Here is a 15,760-nt window from a genome sequence, read left to right as displayed (position 1 = left end):
GTCCTTCCGAAATGGGTTGGCGTCAACAACCAAACCCTACCGGAAAGCGCCGATGACCACCGACACGCCGCTCACTCGCTACGGCGCTGCTAACGGCGCGCTCGCGAGCGGCTCCGTAACCGTCCAGCTACACCACCTGATGGGACACGACCTTGGCTCTTGGCTAGGCTTTGGGCTAAGCGAATTTCCTGAGCCGGCGTGGGATTCAGCCAGCGATTGCCTATACGGATTGGTCCCGATGTTCCTGTTGTTCGTCGACTGACTCTAACCACTCCGCCATCAGTCCACTGCCCTCCTTCTGGACGGCCCGACGGGACACGTGGTTGATCTGGACGAAATCCAGCCTTAAGGATCAGATGCAGCCGAAGGGACAGAGTTTCACTTCGTAACGAGTGAATTCCTCTTGAGAGCCTTACCAAGTCGCTATCTGTGATCTCAGTAACGGATATATCAAGAGCCTCCTAAATCGCACAATACGATATAGGAAAATAGTCCTACAAGCAAGAGCGAGAGATTTCCTCCTCCAAAAACCCAACCCTTTTCTAAGGTTTTGTGACATAAGCTCACCAAATGTGATGCGTTGGTCGCCTCGGGTTGTGGCAAAGCAATCGCGGGTGGACTTCACGGGGACAGGCTAAACATGGCTGGACGCTATTTCGGCACCGACGGCATTCGCGGACGGGCCAACAAATTTCCGATGACGGCTGAGATTGCCATGAAGGTCGGCATGGCCGCCGGCCTGTCGTTCCAGCGCGGCAGCCACCGCCATCGCGTCGTGCTCGGCAAGGACACGCGCCTGTCGGGCTACATGATCGAGAACGCGCTGGTGGCGGGTCTGTGCGCCGCCGGCATGGACGTGTTCCTGCTCGGCCCGATCCCGACACCGGCGGTCGCCATGCTGGTGCGCTCGCTGCGCGCCGACATCGGCGTGATGATCTCGGCCTCGCACAACCCTTACCATGACAACGGCATCAAGCTGTTCGGCCCCGACGGCTACAAGCTGTCCGACGAGATCGAGGAACGCATCGAAGCGATGCTCGACCAGGACGTCGAAGCAATGCTTGCCGATTCAGACGGGCTCGGCCGGGCCAAGCGCGTCGACGGCGTGCATGACCGCTACATCGAATTCGCCAAGCGTACCCTGCCCCGCTCGATGTCTCTGTCGGGCCTGCGCATCGTCGTCGACTGCGCCAACGGCGCTGCATACAAGGTGGCGCCCGCTGCCCTTTGGGAGCTCGGCGCCGAGGTGATCGCGCTCAATGTCGAACCCAACGGCTTCAACATCAATCAGGAATGCGGCTCGACCCATCCGGCCGGCCTGCAGAAGAAGGTACACGAGGTGCGCGCCGATATCGGCATCGCGCTCGACGGCGACGCCGACCGCGTGGTCATCGTCGACGAGAACGGCACCGTCGTCGACGGCGACCAGATCATGGCGCTGATTGCCCAGTCCTGGCAGCAGAGCGGCCGCCTCGCCGGCGGCGGCGTGGTGGCGACGGTGATGTCGAATCTTGGGCTCGAGCGTTTCCTCGGCGACATCGATCTCGAACTGCACCGCACCAAGGTTGGCGATCGCTATGTCGTCGAGCACATGCGTGCCCATGGCCTCAACATCGGCGGAGAGCAGTCGGGCCACATCGTGTTGACCGACTATTCGACCACCGGCGACGGGCTGGTGGCGGCACTCCAGGTGCTGGCCTGCATCAAGCGTTCCAACAAGCCGATGAGCGAATTGAGCCGCACCTTCGAACCGGTGCCGCAGTTGCTCAAGAATGTGCGTTTCTCCGGCGGCAAGCCGCTTGAGGAAGCGCTGGTAAAGGCTGCGATCGAAGACGGCCGCAACCGGCTCGGCAAGACTGGCCGCCTGGTGATCCGCCCTTCGGGCACCGAGCCCTTGATCCGTGTCATGGCCGAAGGCGACGACCCGCAGCTGGTCGAGACAGTGGTCAACGACATTGTCGGGGTCATTTCGGAGAGCCGTACGGCAGCCTGACCTGGTACTACTGCAGCCTCAACAAAAAGCCCGCCTCCGGCGGGCGTTTTTGTGTGCCAATGACATAGCTGTGCTTGGCGCAAACAGTCGTCCGCAAGCATTCGTGGTTAATCGACAGGGTTAAGTGCGCCTTAACCTATACCAAGCATTATCCACGCCGGTTAGTCATGATCGGGCGCGTAGCGGGTCCGCACGTTTGGGGTTTCAGCATGTTTGATTTTGGAAAGAAAGCGTTCATCGCCGCGCTTCTTGCGGGCATTTCTGCACCGGCATTCGCGGCCGACCTGCCCGATCCTGTGATCGTCGATCCGGCACCGATTGCCGTTGGCGGCTGGTATCTGCGGGGGCATATCGGCATGAGCAACCAGCAGGTCGGCAGCCTCGATTCAATCCCTTTCAATAATCCCGACATCGTGCATGGCTGGCTCGACGAAGGCGGCTTTTCGTCCGCGCCAATCTTCGGCGGCGGCGTTGGCTATCAGTTCAACGACTATCTGCGTGGTGACATTACCGCCGAATATCGCGGCGCAGCCGACTTCAACGCGCTCGACTACGTCACCTACAACACTGGCACTGAAGTGGTGACCAGGACGAATGACTACAGCGCCAAGAAGTCGGAATGGCTGTTCTTGGCAAACGCTTATGCCGACGTGGGCACCTTCTACGGCGTCACGCCGTATGTCGGCGCGGGCATCGGCGCGTCGCGCAACACGATTTCGAACTTTCGCGACGTCAACGTCATCAACAACGGCGCTGCCTATGCAAGCTCGGATCCGCAGTGGAACTTTGCCTGGGCTCTGCATGCCGGCCTCGGCATAAAGGCGACCGAACGGATGACCGTCGACCTCGGCTACAGCTTCGTCAATCTCGGCGATGCTCGGACCGGCACGATGTACAATGACGATCCGGCCTTCAACCAGCCAAACGATGGCATGCATTTCAAGGACATCGTCTCGCACGATCTGAAGCTTGGCGTCCGCTACTCGCTGAACTAGAGCTCTTCGGTCGTTTCGTACTTCCAAACCGCCCGCCTCGCCGGGCGGTTTTTCTTTGCGCAACTGTTTGCGAAACGTCGGCTAACTACCTGTTATCCTTAACCGCGACTTAACCTCTATGGTTAATGATGGCATGAAAGGCGGCTGGTTTCTCAGGCAACACCCCGGCGCCAAATCGGGAGAATGCGATCATGACATTGACGTCTCGCATAGCGCTGGCGCTGACTGCGACCGTGCTCTGGCCGCTTGCTGCGACCGCAGCCGACTACGAACCGCCGATCGTCGTGGAGGAGGCGCCCGAATATGTGCCTGTCGAGGTCGGCTCCGGCTGGTACCTGCGCGGCGACATAGGCTACAATTTCAACGATACACCATATGAATTCACGCTGTTGGGCGTCGATACGCGCAACACGCATGTCACCGGCAGCATCGGCGCTGGCTACCACTTCACTGACTACTTCCGCGGCGAGCTAAATCTCGGCTTCCTGTCCAACGACCGCTACGACGCGACCGATGGCATCACCACGATCTCTCTGGAGAACAACGTCTGGAGCGGCATGGCCAATGTCTATGCCGATCTCGGCACGATCTCCGGCTTCACGCCCTATGTCGGCGCGGGCCTCGGCCTGATCTATTCGAGCCAGCGCGTGAGTATCAACGACCCGGACCCGACGCTCGACTTCTACTCGCACGACACGCAGTACAAGATAGCGTACTCGGTCGGTGCCGGCGTCGCCTACAGAGTCGCCCAGAACACGTCCATCGATGTCGGCTATCAGTACCTGACTTCGCCCGACCTCGAGTATTTCGACTTCAACACCCTCACCACAAAGAAGGGTGTCGACTACCACCAAGTCAAGGTCGGCCTTCGCTACGACCTCTGGTAAGCGACTGATTTCACATGCGATAAAATCGGCGGGCGAAAGCCCGCCGATTTCGTTTTTGGAAAACTGTTCCGCCAGCGACCCAAACTTTCCTCTTGACGCCGGAAGCAACCGGGAATATCGCCGTCCGTGGGCCACCCCTCCCCAACGAGGGGCCAGCTATCTGGAAGGATAGAACCACGATGACGATCGTCACCAAGCCCGGACTCCGTCCGGCAAACCCCAATTTCTCCTCAGGTCCCTGTGCCAAACGTCCCGGCTGGTCGCTCCAGGCACTCGCCGACGCACCGCTCGGCCGCTCGCACCGCGCCAAGGTCGGCAAGACCAAGCTCGAGCAGGCCATCGAGCTGACCCGCGAAATTCTCCAGGTTCCCGCCGACTACCGCATCGGCATCGTTCCGGCCTCCGACACGGGCGCTGTCGAGATGGCGCTGTGGTCGCTGCTTGGCGAGCGCGGCGTCGACATGGTCGCCTGGGAAAGCTTCGGCGCAGGCTGGATCACCGACGTGGTCAAACAGCTCAAGCTCGAGGACGTGCGCAAGTTCGAAGCCGCCTATGGCGAGCTGCCTGATCTCGCCAAGGTCGATTTCGACCGCGACGTCGTCTTCACCTGGAACGGCACGACCTCGGGCGTCCGCGTCGAAAACGGCGACTTCATTCCGGCTGACCGCAAGGGCCTGACCATCTGCGACGCCACGTCCTCGGCCTTCGCCCAGCGCCTCGACTACGCCAAGCTCGATGTCGTCACCTTCTCCTGGCAGAAGGTGCTGGGCGGCGAAGGCGCGCATGGCATGCTGATCCTCAGCCCCCGCGCCGTCGAACGCCTCGAGAGCTACAAGCCGGCATGGCCGCTGCCGAAAATCTTCCGCATGACCTCGGGCGGCAAGCTGATCGAAGGCATCTTCAAGGGCGAGACCATCAACACGCCGTCGATGCTGTGCGTGGAGGATTATCTCGATGCGCTGAAATGGGCCAAGAGCCTGGGCGGACTCGATGCATTGGTCGCCCGCGCGGACGCCAATTTCGCTGCCATCGACGGTTTCGTGCAGAAGTCCAACTGGCTCGGCCATCTGGCCGTCGTGCCGGAAACGCGCTCCAACACCTCGGTCTGCCTGTCGATCGTCGATCCTGATGTCGCCGGACTGGACAAGGACGGCCAGGCGGCATTCGCCAAGGGCATGGTTTCAGCACTCGAAAAGGAAGGCGTTGCCTTCGACATCGGCGCTTACCGCGACGCGCCTCCCGGTCTGCGCATCTGGGCCGGTGCCACCGTCGAGACCTCCGACCTCGTTGCCCTGATGCCATGGCTCGACTGGGCCTTTGCCAATCAGAAGGCAGCGGTCAAGGCTGCGGCCTGACCAGACCTGCGGCGGCCTCCGGGCCGCCCTTTCCCCGAACAGTTTGAACACTCTTCAAGGAGGCAGCAATGGCGCCCCGCGTTCTCGTATCCGACAAACTCTCCACAACCGCCGTCCAGATCTTCAAGGATCGTGGCGTCGAGGTCGACTATCTGCCCGACCTCGGCAAGGACAAGGAAAAGCTGCTCGAAGTCATCGGCCAGTATGATGGCCTCGCCATCCGCTCGGCGACCAAGGTCACCGAAAAGCTGATCGCGGCTGCGACCAATCTCAAGGTCATCGGCCGCGCCGGCATCGGCGTCGACAATGTCGATATCCCCGCCGCCTCGCGGCGCGGTATCATTGTGATGAACACGCCCTTCGGCAATTCGATCACCACCGCCGAGCACGCCATCGCCCTGATGTTCGCGGTCGCCCGCCAGCTTCCCGAGGCCAACGCCTCGACCCATGCCGGCAAGTGGGAAAAGAACCGCTTCATGGGCGTCGAGATCACCGGCAAGACGCTCGGCCTGATCGGTTGCGGCAACATCGGCTCGATCGTCGCCACCCGCGCGGTCGGCCTCAAGATGCACGTCGTTGCCTTCGATCCGTTCCTCTCCGAGCATCGCGCCGAGGAACTGGGTGTCGAAAAGGTTGAGCTCGACGAGTTGTTCGCGCGTGCCGATTTCATCACCCTGCATACGCCGCTGACCGACAAGACGCGCAACATCATCAACGCCGAGGCCATCGCCAAGATGAAATCAGGCGTGCGCATCATCAACTGCGCCCGCGGCGGACTGGTGGTCGAAAAGGACCTGATCGCCGCGCTGAAGAGCGGCAAGGTGGCCGGTGCCGGTATCGACGTCTTCGAGGTCGAGCCGGCCGAGAACAACGAGCTGTTCGGCATGGACAACGTCGTCTGCACGCCGCATCTCGGCGCCTCGACGTCGGAAGCGCAGGAAAACGTCGCACTCCAGGTCGCCGAGCAGATGGCCGATTATCTGGTCAAGGGCGCGGTCTCCAACGCCATCAACATGCCCTCGATCACCGCCGAGGAAGCGCCGCGGCTGAAGCCCTTCGTCAAGCTTGCCGAGGTGCTTGGCGGCTTTGTCGGCCAGGTGACGGAAGACCCCATCACCGAGGTCGAAATCCTTTTCGACGGCTCGACGGCGCAGATGAACACCAAGGCGCTGATCAGTGCGGCCCTGGCCGGCCTGATCCGGCCACAGGTCTCCGACGTCAACATGGTGTCGGCCCCGATCATGGTGAAGGAACGCGGCATCATCGTCGCCGAGGTCAAGCGCGACAAGTCGGGTGTCTTCGACGGCTACATCAAGCTGACGGTCAAGACCGAGCACATGACGCGTTCGATCGCCGGCACCTGCTTCTCGGATGGCAAGCCGCGCTTCATCCAGATCAAGGGCATCAATCTCGACGCCGAGGTGGGCCAGCACATGCTTTACACCACCAACGCCGACGCGCCCGGCATCATTGGCCTGCTCGGCACCGTGTGCGGAGAGAACGGCGTCAACATCGCCAACTTCTCGCTTGGCCGCGACCGCCCGGGCGGCGATGCCATCGCGCTGCTTTATCTCGACGCGCCCTTCCCTGAAGACGTGCTTGCCAAGGTACGCAACCACCAGTCGATCGAGTCGGCCAAGCGGCTTCAGTTCGACGTCAACGGGTTCTGAAAATTGCCTCCCAAGGCTAAAAGGGCGCGGACTTGTTCCGCGCCTTTTTCATTTTGGGTCTCCAATCCTCAAGCCTCCGGTCCGCTCCAGCCCGGCAGGTAGCTTGCCTCCGCTTGCCTTCCCAGTTGCAGGGCCTGCCGCGCAGCCTTGTCGAAATCGGTGTTGAGAAGCGACGCCGGAACCCGTCGTCGGAAGAAATCGGCCCACAGGAACTCGGCGAAGGGCGTGGTGTCCTTGGCATAGCCGCCCAGCCGCCTGACTTCGCCAGCGAGGCTGCGATAGGGCTCGTCGACGAGCTTGTCGACGGACTTCGGGATATCGGCATGAGCCCGCCTTTTGCCCGATGCATCGAAGGGATGCATCCAGGCGCGATTGTCGAGCACGACCAGGAACGCCTCCTTGTCGAGCCGCGAGAGATCGCTGATCACATTGACAAAAACGTCCCGCAGTCCCTCTTCGTACAGGGCTCGCGCCAGATGATGGTGGTCGACGATGTAATTGCGCCCCTTCGGTCCAAGGACAACGGGAATGAAATGATGCCCGAGGAAGGCACCTGCCTTGCCGGCCGGTATCGCTCGTAGCTCGCGGCGCTTGAGAGCCACTTCGCGCAGGCCAACGGTTATCTGGGTGGGGCGCAGGTCCTCGATCAGTACCGGTTGCAGCGTCGGTCTGTTTTCTTCCGCCATGTCAGTCGCTCCCTTTGACAGGCGTCTCGACGTTGAGTGCCGCAATCGCATTGTCGACGCTGCGGAAAATCCGGTCCGGCCCCAGGGCCACCGTTATGCCGAAACGCGCAAGCGCGGTTTGAGCGCGCACCGACTCCAGCCGGGCGATGGAGAAGGTCAGTCCGGCATCGTGGCAAAAGGCGATTACTTCCGACAGTGCGCCGGCTGCGGTGTAGTCGATGTCGGTGACGTTGTTTGCCTCCAACACAACATGTTGCAACGACCCGGCGCGCGCGGCGACCAGAGCTTCGACGCCACGCTTGAAGCGTTCGGCATTGACGAAGGACAGCGGTGCCTGGAACGCGACGACGACCACGTGTTCGATGCGCTCGCCCTCGGCACCATCCGCCGGGGGCCACCAGATCGAGGTGCCAGGCACACGCTCGAACTCGATCGCCTGCGCCTGTGTCATGCCCCACAGACCGTGCAGCAGCGACAGGCCGATGCCGGTAGCGACCCCGATCTCGATCGGCAAGGCCACGATGGCGACCGCCGTGACAACGATGAGCGCGAACTCCATCGGTGCCTCGCGGAAGGTCGCGACGAAGGTCGGCCAGCGCAATATCCGCAGCGCAATGAACATGAGGATGCCGGCCAAGGCCGCCTGGGGCACGTTGGCGAGCAGCCTTGTCCCAAACTGCAAAAGCAGCAAGACGATGGTAGCGGCAAACAGACCCGCCAATTGCGAGCGTCCGCCCGTTTCAGCAACGATGGCGGTGCGCGGTGGGCTGGAGTTGACCGGAAAAGCTCCGAACAGGCCGGATACGAGACTGCCCGCACCGACGCCGACAAAGTCACGGTTCACATCCACCCCGGTACCGCTCTTGCCGGCGAACGAACGCGTGGTTGCCGCCGTCTGCACCATGATGACCAGCGAGATCAGCAACGCCATGGGCACCAGTGTGCGCATATCCTCGAGCGCGACGGTTGGCATCGCAAACTTGGGCAGGGCCTCCGGCGGCGCACCCAGAACGGCAACTCCATGTTGTTGCAAGTCAAACAGAGTAACCGCCAACATCGCCAGCGCCAGCGCGATCAGCGCACCGGGGATGCGCGGACTGATACGCTCGCCGACAAACACAATGAGGAACACGCCGACGCCAAGCACCAGGCTGATGAGATTAACCTGGGCGAGATCGGCGTAGATCGCCGCCAGCCTGTGAAAGACGTCACCGCTGCCCGATGGCAAGCCAAGCAACTCGGGCAGCTGGGAAATGATGATGTGGATGGAAATGCCGGCCAGGAAGCCGGCAGTGACCGGCACGGATAAAAGATCGGCAATCCAGCCGAGCCGCAGCAGCCCGCCGGCAATGACGATGACCCCGACCATCAGCGCCAGCATGGCGGCAAGCTCGGCATATTGCGGCGAACCTGATGTCGCCACCAGCGCCAGCCCACCCGCGAAGATCGGGGTGATCGTGGAGTCCGCACCCGCCGAGAGGTAGCGGCTAGCACCGAAGGCTGCGAAAGCCACCGCGCCGGCGATAAATGCAAAAAAGCCGATCTCGGGGGAGAATTCACCAAGTCGGGCGGTCGCCATCTGCTCGGGTATGGCGATTGCCGCAAGCGTCAATCCGGCAGCCATGTCGCCGCCAAGATCCGCGCGCCTCCAGCCTTGCAGCGCACCAAACAGCAAGCGCGACCTCGCATGCGGCAACCCCGTTCGCAAACCCTGCATGCGCGCCACGCCCTACGTTCCCGTCAAGCTTGCGCCATCTTGCGCCCACTGTGTTCGGCAAGCCAGATGCCGCCGAGCACGAGCACGATGGCCACCGCGTGGTAGAGTTGGAAGTCCTCGCCGATGATCATCACCGATAGCAGCGTACCGAAGATAGGCACCATGTTGATGAAAAGACCGGCGCGATTGGCGCCGATCAGTTCGACGCCCCTGATGTAAAAGATTTGCGCCAGGATCGATGGGAATATCACCATGTAGGCGGTGATCGCCCAGCCCAGGGCGTTGGGCACGATCAACCGGCCAGTGGCGATTTCCCAGGCGACAAAAGGAATCGAGGTGATGAAGGCGGCCGACGTCATCACGATCATCAGGCTGAGCCAGTGGATGTCGGGCTTGAAGCGCAACGCCACCGTATAGGCGCTGTAGACTAGCACCGCGATCAGCATCAGCGCATCGCCGAAGTTCATGTCGAGCGCAACGAGCGTCCTGAGATCACCGTGGCTGGCAGTGAGCGCGATGCCGGCAAGCGACAGCAGGAAGCCGATGATCTGGCCAAACGTGACGCGCATGCGAAACAGGATGAAATTGGCCGCGAAGATGACCATTGGCATCCCCGCCTGTTCGATGCTGGCATTGATCGCCGAGGTGAAGTTCAGTGCCGAGTAAAGGGCAGCGTTGAACGCGGTGAAGCCAAGTGCGCCCAACGCGACGAGCAGCCAGAGATGTTGGCGCACGACAGGCCAGTCGACCCTCAGCCGTGGCCAGCCGATAGCGCCGAGGATCGCCGCGGCAAACGCCCAGCGCAGCGACGTCAGCAGCATCGGCGATGCATGGCCGACCGCGAGCTTGCCCGCCACCGCGTTGCCGCCCCAGAACAGCGTGGTCAGCAACAGCAGTACATAGGCTTTTCGATTCATGCGACCGTACTTTCGCTGGCGGTGGGTTCCGCCCCCGCCTAGGCGCTGGGTCCAAACAAGTAAATGCGCACAAAGGCGGAATTTGTTGTGCCTCGGACGGCAAAGAAAGGTCGCACATCCAATTGCTTGGCGTTATAGAGGCCTGTCATTTTGCACTGTTCGCGGCTGGCCCGCGATGTCGGAAGGAAAATATCATGGCCAATGTGGTGGTCGTCGGTTCCCAGTGGGGCGACGAAGGCAAGGGCAAGATCGTGGACTGGCTTTCGGAGCGCGCCGATGTGGTCGTGCGTTTCCAGGGCGGGCATAATGCCGGTCATACGCTGGTGGTCGACGGTGTGGTCTACAAGCTGTCGCTGCTGCCCTCCGGCGTCGTGCGCGAGGGCAAGCTGTCGATCATCGGCAACGGCGTGGTTTTCGACCCGCACGCCTTTGTCGCCGAACTCGAGAAGATCCGCGCCCAGGGCGTCGAAATCGGCCCGGATCGCCTGAAAATAGCCGAAAACACCGCGCTTATCCTGTCGCTGCACCGTGAGCTGGATGGTTTCCGCGAAGACGCGGCATCCAACTCGGGAACGAAGATTGGCACGACCCGTCGCGGCATCGGCCCCGCCTATGAAGACAAGGTGGGCCGCCGTGCTGTCAGGGTGATGGATTTGGCGGATTTGGACACCCTTCCTCAGAAGGTCGACCGGTTGCTGACGCACCACAACGCGATACGTCGCGGGCTCGGCCATCCCGAAGTGACCCACGACGCCATCATGACCGAACTGACGTCGGTCGCCGACAAGATCCTGCCCTACATGGACCGCGTCTGGAAAGTACTCGACGACAAGCGCCGTGCTGGCGAGCGCATCCTGTTTGAGGGCGCGCAGGGCACGCTGCTCGACATCGACCACGGCACCTACCCGTTCGTCACCTCGTCCAACACCGTTGCCGGACAGGCGGCCGCCGGTTCGGGCGTAGGCCCAGGCGCGATCAACTATGTGCTCGGCATCACCAAGGCCTACACGACGCGCGTCGGCGAAGGCCCGTTCCCGACCGAGCAGCAGAACGAAGTCGGCGAATTCCTTGGCACCCGCGGCCACGAATTTGGCGTGGTGACCGGGCGCAAGCGCCGCTGCGGCTGGTTCGACGCAGTGCTGGTGCGCCAGGCGGTTGCAGTCAACGGCATCAAGGGCATCGCGCTGACCAAGCTCGACGTGCTCGACGGCCTCGACGAGATCAAGATCTGCACCGGCTACATGCTGGATGGCGAGCTGATCGACTACCTGCCGGCCAGCCAGGGCGCGCAGGCGCGCGTCGAGCCCGTCTATGAGACGCTCGAGGGCTGGAAGGGCACCACTGCGGGCGCCCGCAGCTGGAACGCGCTGCCGGCCCAGGCGGTCAAGTATGTGCGCTACATCGAAGAACTGATCGGCGCGCCGGTTGCCCTGCTTTCCACCAGCCCGGAGCGGGACGACACCATACTTGTGACCGACCCGTTTGAAGACTAGTTTTGGCAGTGTTCCGGCGGCTGATTTGCCGCCGGACGCAGCGCGGCCCAGAAGAAGAGATAGGTCGACGAGAGAATGGCAGACTTCGTAGCGGTTCTGAAGAAGACGCTGGATGGCATGGGCGACACCACGCCGGCGATGCGCGCGCGGGTTTACGACAAGGCCCGCAGCACGATCGCGGCCAAGCTCGCCGCCCTAAATCCGCAGCCGCCCGCAGCCGTCGCCGAACGCCAGACGAAATCGCTTGAGGACGCCATCGCGGTCGTCGAAGCGGAGTTCAACGCAAGGCCGGCTGAAGACGATCCGCTGGCCGAGCTGGAAAACGTCTTTACTTCGATCGCTCGCAACAAGGACCAGCCGGCCCATAGCCGTCCTGCACCTGAGCCGGAAGTCCGCCACTCCCCGGTAACGCCGGTTGCGCCGCCTCCCGCGGCCGCCCCTGCTCCGGCCTACGTGCCGCAACCACGCGATCCGCTGCCCGACTTCTCCGCGAACCACGATCAGGACGACGACGTTCCGGCAACCGGCGACGACGACCGCGTGGCAGACACGGCCAGCGAGGATGCCGACCCATTCCAGAACGCCCGGCAGCGCCCACGCAAGCGCATCAGCGGCGGCCTCATCGCCGCTGCCCTGGCAGTGGTGGTTGTCGGTGCCGGCGGCTATGGCTTATGGACAAACCGCGCCGCCTTTTCTGGTTCCAGCGCCGACAAGCCCGCGGAGACGGCCCCGCCGGCAAACGAGACGCCAGCACCACCGCCGGCCAATGGCGGGCAGGCGGCCCAGGCTCCGGCCAATGACGAGCCTGGCAAGTTCACCCAGCGTATGACCGTCGACGGCAAGGAAGTCGACCCGGGTCCGGCGAGCGGCACCAACAACGGCGTCGGCGAAGGCACTTCCGTCGCCGCTTTGACCCAGCCGCCGCCCGCGACACCCCCGGCCACGCCCGAACCGACACCTGCAACGCCCGCGACCCCTGCTGTACCCGCCGAGGGCGCGGCGGCGACCACGCCACCGGCAGCAAACGCGTCGGTTGCCGTCGGTCAAAAGGCCATTTTCTACGAAGAGCGCACCAATGTGGCGCAGGGTTCGGCAGAACCCGGCTCGGTTGTGTGGACCGTTGTGCAGGAATCGCCTGGCGGAGACCTTCCTCCGGAGCCTGCGATTCGTGCCGAGGCGACCATTCCGGGCAAGGACATCCAGCTGCGCATGACGATCCGCCGCAACGCGGACAAGACGCTGCCGGCTAGCCATATCCTCGAGATGATCTTCCTGACGCCAGACGGTTTCGAGGGCGGCGGCATCGAGAACATCCTGCGCGTGGCGATGAAGAGCTCCGAACAGGACGCCGGCAATTCGCTGCTCGGCATTCCGGCCAAGATCGCCGACGGCTTCTTCCTTGTCGCTCTCAATGACACCAAGGCCGAAGTCGACGCCAACCTGAACCTCTTGCGTCGCCAGAGCTGGATAGACGTGCCCGTGGTCTACAAGTCAGGCCGCCGCGCGCTGTTCACCCTCGAAAAGGGCATCCCCGGCGATAAGGTGTTCGAAGAAGCGATGAAGGCCTGGCAGGCCAAGGCGGCGGGATAAGCCAGGCTTTGCAGTCCAGCTGACGCGAACGACAGTTCGCGTCAGAACCCCTGGAACAGCATGTCCAAGGCGTCGGTGATCTTGTCGCCGTGCGCGGATAGATTTTCGACTGCCGCGGGCAGTTCGGAAGTCATGACGGCCGAAATGAATTGCGTCACCATGACGTAGTCCTGGCCGCCAATCGCGAATATTGGGTTCAGTCTGTAGCCCGGCTTGGGCGCCAAGTTTGGCGGCAATACTGGAACCACGACACGGGTGTTGAGATGCCGAAGGAGATCGGCCTGAACATCGAGGATGTATGCGTCGGCGTCTGCATTGCGATACAGATCGAATCTCGCCATCAGAACAGCCGGTACTTGGCTAGCGGCAATCCGTTGCGTTCCACATACTCGTTCGAACTCTCGATAGCTTCCTTATTTTCCTCAAGCCAACGCCGCGACTTCTCCTCGGAAATTGCTTTCATCAGCGCCTCTTCGGCGGCTTGCGACATGTTGATGCCCAACGCCTTGGCCTCCTCGACCAACCTGGAATCGAGGGACACATTTGTCGGCTTGCGCGTAGGTTTAGGTGCTTTCTGGAGCATGAAGCCCTCCTAAGTCATGCACATATGATATGCGCATGACCCAACCAAGGCAACTGGTGCTATCCCTCGAGTTCCTCGCGCAGCATCTCCAGTTCCAGCCATTCCTCCTCAAGCGCTGCAAGCGTCGCGCGCTCCTTGTCGAGGGCGGCGATGGTCTTTTGGAAGCCATGCGGATCGCGCTCGTAGAAGGCTGGATCAGCTATCTGGTTTTCCAGACGCGAGATCGACGCGGTCACCGCTTCCATTTTCTTGGGCAGGTTTTCGAGCGCGAACTTCTGCTTGAACGACAGCTTCTTGGATGCGGCTTTCGGGGCTTCTGCTTCACTGCGGCCAGCTGACGCCTGGGCGTTGGCGGCCTTGCGCGATTTCCGGTCATCGAGCTTGGTGCCGCCGCGCTGGGCCAGCATGTCGGCATAACCGCCGGCATACTCGATCCAGCGGCCCTCACCATCCGGCGCGATGATGCTGGTGACCGTACGATCTAGGAAGTCACGATCGTGGCTGACCAGGATGACGGTGCCGGCAAAACCGGCGACCAATTCCTGCAACAGCTCCAGCGTCTCCATGTCGAGATCGTTGGTCGGTTCGTCGAGCACCAGAAGATTGGCCGGACGTGCGAGAACACGTGCCAGGATGAGGCGCGCGCGCTCGCCGCCCGAGAGTTCGCGCACCGGCGTGCGCGCTTGCTCCGGCTTGAACAGGAAGTCCTTCATGTAGGACACGACATGGCGCTGCTCGCCATTGATGACGAGGTTCTCGCCGCGCCCGTCTGTCAAATAGCTCGACAGCGTTTCGTGCGGATCGACGGCCTCGCGCTTCTGGTCGAGCGTTGCGATCTCGAGATTGACGCCGAGCCGGATCGTGCCCGCGTCCGGCTCAAGCTCGCCGGTCAGCATCTTGAGCAAGGTCGTCTTGCCGGCGCCATTGGGACCTACCAGACCAACACGGTCGCCGCGCTGGATGCGGGTGGAAAAGCCCTTGACCACGACAAGGTCGCCAAAACTCTTGTCGATGTTCTTGGCCTCGATGATCAGCTTGCCCGATTCAGCTGCCTCGCTCGCCACCATCGTCGCCACGCCTTCGGCGCCGCGATGGCCGCGAAAGCGCTGGCGCATCGTCTGCAGTTCGCCGAGCCGGCGCATGTTGCGCTTGCGCCGCGCGGTCACGCCATAGCGCAGCCAGTGTTCTTCGCGCACGATCTGGCGGCCGAGCTTGTGCTGGTCGCGTTCTTCTTCCTCAAGGATCTGGTCGCGCCATTCCTCGAAATGGGCAAAGCCACGGTCGAGCCGGCGCGTCTGGCCACGATCGAGCCACACCGTGTTGCGGCTCACGCGCTCGAGAAAGCGCCTGTCGTGCGAGATGACGATCAGCGCCGACGAAGTGCGGATCAGTTCTTCTTCAAGCCATTCGATCACGGCAAGGTCGAGATGGTTGGTCGGCTCGTCAAGCAAGAGGATATCCGGCTCGGGCGCCATGACACGGGCAAGAGCGGCGCGCCGCGCCTCACCGCCTGACAGGTCGGCTGGCGATTCTTCGCCGGTCAGGCCGAGATGGTCGAGCAGGTAAGTGGCGCGGTGCGGATCGTCGGCGGGTCCGAGGCCGGCTTCGACATAGGCGCGCACCGAGGCAAAGCCTTCCATATCTGGCATCTGCGGCAGGTAGCGGATGGTTGCCGAGGGCTGGCGGAACACCTCTCCGTCCTGCGGCTCGATCATTCCGGCGGCGATCTTGAGCAGCGTCGACTTGCCCGAGCCGTTGCGCCCGACCAACGCGATCTTGTCGCCCGAAGCTGCCGACAGCGATGCACCATCAAGCAGTGGCGTGCCACCGAAAGTCAGACGGATGCCGTCGAGGTTGAGAAGCGGTGGCGCCAT

At 62.4% G+C, this 15,760-nt stretch carries 13 protein-coding genes and 1 pseudogene; 8 read left to right on the top strand and 6 right to left on the bottom strand.

Going from position 1 to position 15,760, the window contains the following annotated elements; genetic code table 11:
• The 6 genes and pseudogenes from C8K44_RS03875 to serA all read left to right on the top strand — a co-directional run.
• Positions 1–262 (top strand): annotated as a pseudogene (locus C8K44_RS03875) (hypothetical protein); the annotation flags it as partial.
• Positions 263–640: 378 nt separating this feature from the next.
• Positions 641–1,993: a phosphoglucosamine mutase gene (gene glmM, locus C8K44_RS03870; protein WP_109574412.1), complete on the top strand. Its 1,353-nt coding sequence runs from the start codon at positions 641–643 to the stop codon at positions 1,991–1,993.
• Between the two features lie 209 nt (positions 1,994–2,202).
• Entirely contained in the window at positions 2,203–2,988 is a 786-nt protein-coding gene (locus C8K44_RS03865; protein ID WP_109574411.1) for an outer membrane beta-barrel protein, read from the top strand.
• Between the two features lie 191 nt (positions 2,989–3,179).
• A complete protein-coding gene (locus C8K44_RS03860; protein ID WP_109574410.1) occupies positions 3,180–3,875 on the top strand; it encodes an outer membrane protein in 696 nt (231 codons plus the stop codon).
• A gap of 179 nt (positions 3,876–4,054) precedes the next feature.
• The gene (locus C8K44_RS03855; protein WP_109574409.1) at positions 4,055–5,230 is read left to right on the top strand and encodes a phosphoserine transaminase; all 1,176 of its coding nucleotides are present in this window, start codon (positions 4,055–4,057) and stop codon (positions 5,228–5,230) included.
• A gap of 68 nt (positions 5,231–5,298) precedes the next feature.
• On the top strand, positions 5,299–6,900 hold the full coding sequence (gene serA / locus C8K44_RS03850; protein WP_109574408.1) for a phosphoglycerate dehydrogenase: 1,602 nt from the start codon (positions 5,299–5,301) through the stop codon (positions 6,898–6,900).
• A gap of 68 nt (positions 6,901–6,968) precedes the next feature.
• Here serA and C8K44_RS03845 read toward each other — a convergent pair whose 3' ends face one another.
• From C8K44_RS03845 to C8K44_RS03835, 3 genes are read right to left on the bottom strand one after another with little or no spacing between them, the layout of a single operon-like run.
• A complete protein-coding gene (locus C8K44_RS03845; protein ID WP_109574407.1) occupies positions 6,969–7,586 on the bottom strand; it encodes a ParB-like protein in 618 nt (205 codons plus the stop codon).
• A gap of 1 nt (position 7,587) precedes the next feature.
• On the bottom strand, positions 7,588–9,303 hold the full coding sequence (locus C8K44_RS03840; RefSeq protein ID WP_109574406.1) for a SulP family inorganic anion transporter: 1,716 nt from the start codon (positions 9,301–9,303) through the stop codon (positions 7,588–7,590).
• A gap of 23 nt (positions 9,304–9,326) precedes the next feature.
• On the bottom strand, positions 9,327–10,220 hold the full coding sequence (locus C8K44_RS03835) for a DMT family transporter (protein WP_109574405.1): 894 nt from the start codon (positions 10,218–10,220) through the stop codon (positions 9,327–9,329).
• Between the two features lie 194 nt (positions 10,221–10,414).
• On the opposite strand from C8K44_RS03835, the gene C8K44_RS03830 reads away from it, so the two are divergent.
• Both C8K44_RS03830 and C8K44_RS03825 read left to right on the top strand, forming a co-directional pair.
• The gene (locus C8K44_RS03830; protein WP_109574404.1) at positions 10,415–11,713 is read left to right on the top strand and encodes an adenylosuccinate synthase; all 1,299 of its coding nucleotides are present in this window, start codon (positions 10,415–10,417) and stop codon (positions 11,711–11,713) included.
• Between the two features lie 75 nt (positions 11,714–11,788).
• Positions 11,789–13,303 (top strand): hypothetical protein, encoded by a 1,515-nt coding sequence (locus C8K44_RS03825; RefSeq protein WP_109574403.1) that lies wholly within the window; start codon positions 11,789–11,791, stop codon positions 13,301–13,303.
• Positions 13,304–13,344: 41 nt separating this feature from the next.
• Here C8K44_RS03825 and C8K44_RS03820 read toward each other — a convergent pair whose 3' ends face one another.
• From C8K44_RS03820 to C8K44_RS03810, 3 genes are read right to left on the bottom strand one after another with little or no spacing between them, the layout of a single operon-like run.
• On the bottom strand, positions 13,345–13,644 hold the full coding sequence (locus tag C8K44_RS03820) for a CcdB family protein (protein WP_109574402.1): 300 nt from the start codon (positions 13,642–13,644) through the stop codon (positions 13,345–13,347).
• On the bottom strand, positions 13,644–13,886 hold the full coding sequence (locus C8K44_RS03815) for a type II toxin-antitoxin system CcdA family antitoxin (RefSeq protein WP_109574401.1): 243 nt from the start codon (positions 13,884–13,886) through the stop codon (positions 13,644–13,646). Before C8K44_RS03815 ends, C8K44_RS03820 begins: the two co-directional genes overlap by 1 nt.
• 59 nt (positions 13,887–13,945) lie before the next feature.
• A complete protein-coding gene (locus C8K44_RS03810; protein WP_109574400.1) occupies positions 13,946–15,760 on the bottom strand; it encodes an ABC-F family ATP-binding cassette domain-containing protein in 1,815 nt (604 codons plus the stop codon).

The organism is Aminobacter sp. AP02 (genome assembly GCF_003148805.1).
GTDB lineage: Bacteria > Pseudomonadota > Alphaproteobacteria > Rhizobiales > Rhizobiaceae > Aminobacter.
Note: the sequence above shows the minus strand (reverse complement) of the source record. Positions and strands in the feature narration are given on the sequence as shown.

Bases quoted from the DNA above. Each gene is read 5' to 3' on its own strand.
- C8K44_RS03820 (WP_109574402.1), bottom strand. From the start codon at position 13,644: ATGGCGAGATTCGATCTGTATCGCAATGCAGACGCCGACGCATACATC.
- C8K44_RS03815 (WP_109574401.1), bottom strand. From the start codon at position 13,886: ATGCTCCAGAAAGCACCTAAACCTACGCGCAAGCCGACAAATGTGTCC.
- serA (WP_109574408.1), top strand. From the start codon at position 5,299: ATGGCGCCCCGCGTTCTCGTATCCGACAAACTCTCCACAACCGCCGTC.
- C8K44_RS03830 (WP_109574404.1), top strand. From the start codon at position 10,415: ATGGCCAATGTGGTGGTCGTCGGTTCCCAGTGGGGCGACGAAGGCAAG.
- C8K44_RS03825 (WP_109574403.1), top strand. From the start codon at position 11,789: ATGGCAGACTTCGTAGCGGTTCTGAAGAAGACGCTGGATGGCATGGGC.
- C8K44_RS03835 (WP_109574405.1), bottom strand. From the start codon at position 10,220: ATGAATCGAAAAGCCTATGTACTGCTGTTGCTGACCACGCTGTTCTGG.
- C8K44_RS03865 (WP_109574411.1), top strand. From the start codon at position 2,203: ATGTTTGATTTTGGAAAGAAAGCGTTCATCGCCGCGCTTCTTGCGGGC.
- C8K44_RS03855 (WP_109574409.1), top strand. From the start codon at position 4,055: ATGACGATCGTCACCAAGCCCGGACTCCGTCCGGCAAACCCCAATTTC.
- C8K44_RS03845 (WP_109574407.1), bottom strand. From the start codon at position 7,586: ATGGCGGAAGAAAACAGACCGACGCTGCAACCGGTACTGATCGAGGAC.
- C8K44_RS03810 (WP_109574400.1), bottom strand. From the start codon at position 15,760: ATGGCGCCACCGCTTCTCAACCTCGACGGCATCCGTCTGACTTTCGGT.
- C8K44_RS03840 (WP_109574406.1), bottom strand. From the start codon at position 9,303: ATGCAGGGTTTGCGAACGGGGTTGCCGCATGCGAGGTCGCGCTTGCTG.
- C8K44_RS03860 (WP_109574410.1), top strand. From the start codon at position 3,180: ATGACATTGACGTCTCGCATAGCGCTGGCGCTGACTGCGACCGTGCTC.
- glmM (WP_109574412.1), top strand. From the start codon at position 641: ATGGCTGGACGCTATTTCGGCACCGACGGCATTCGCGGACGGGCCAAC.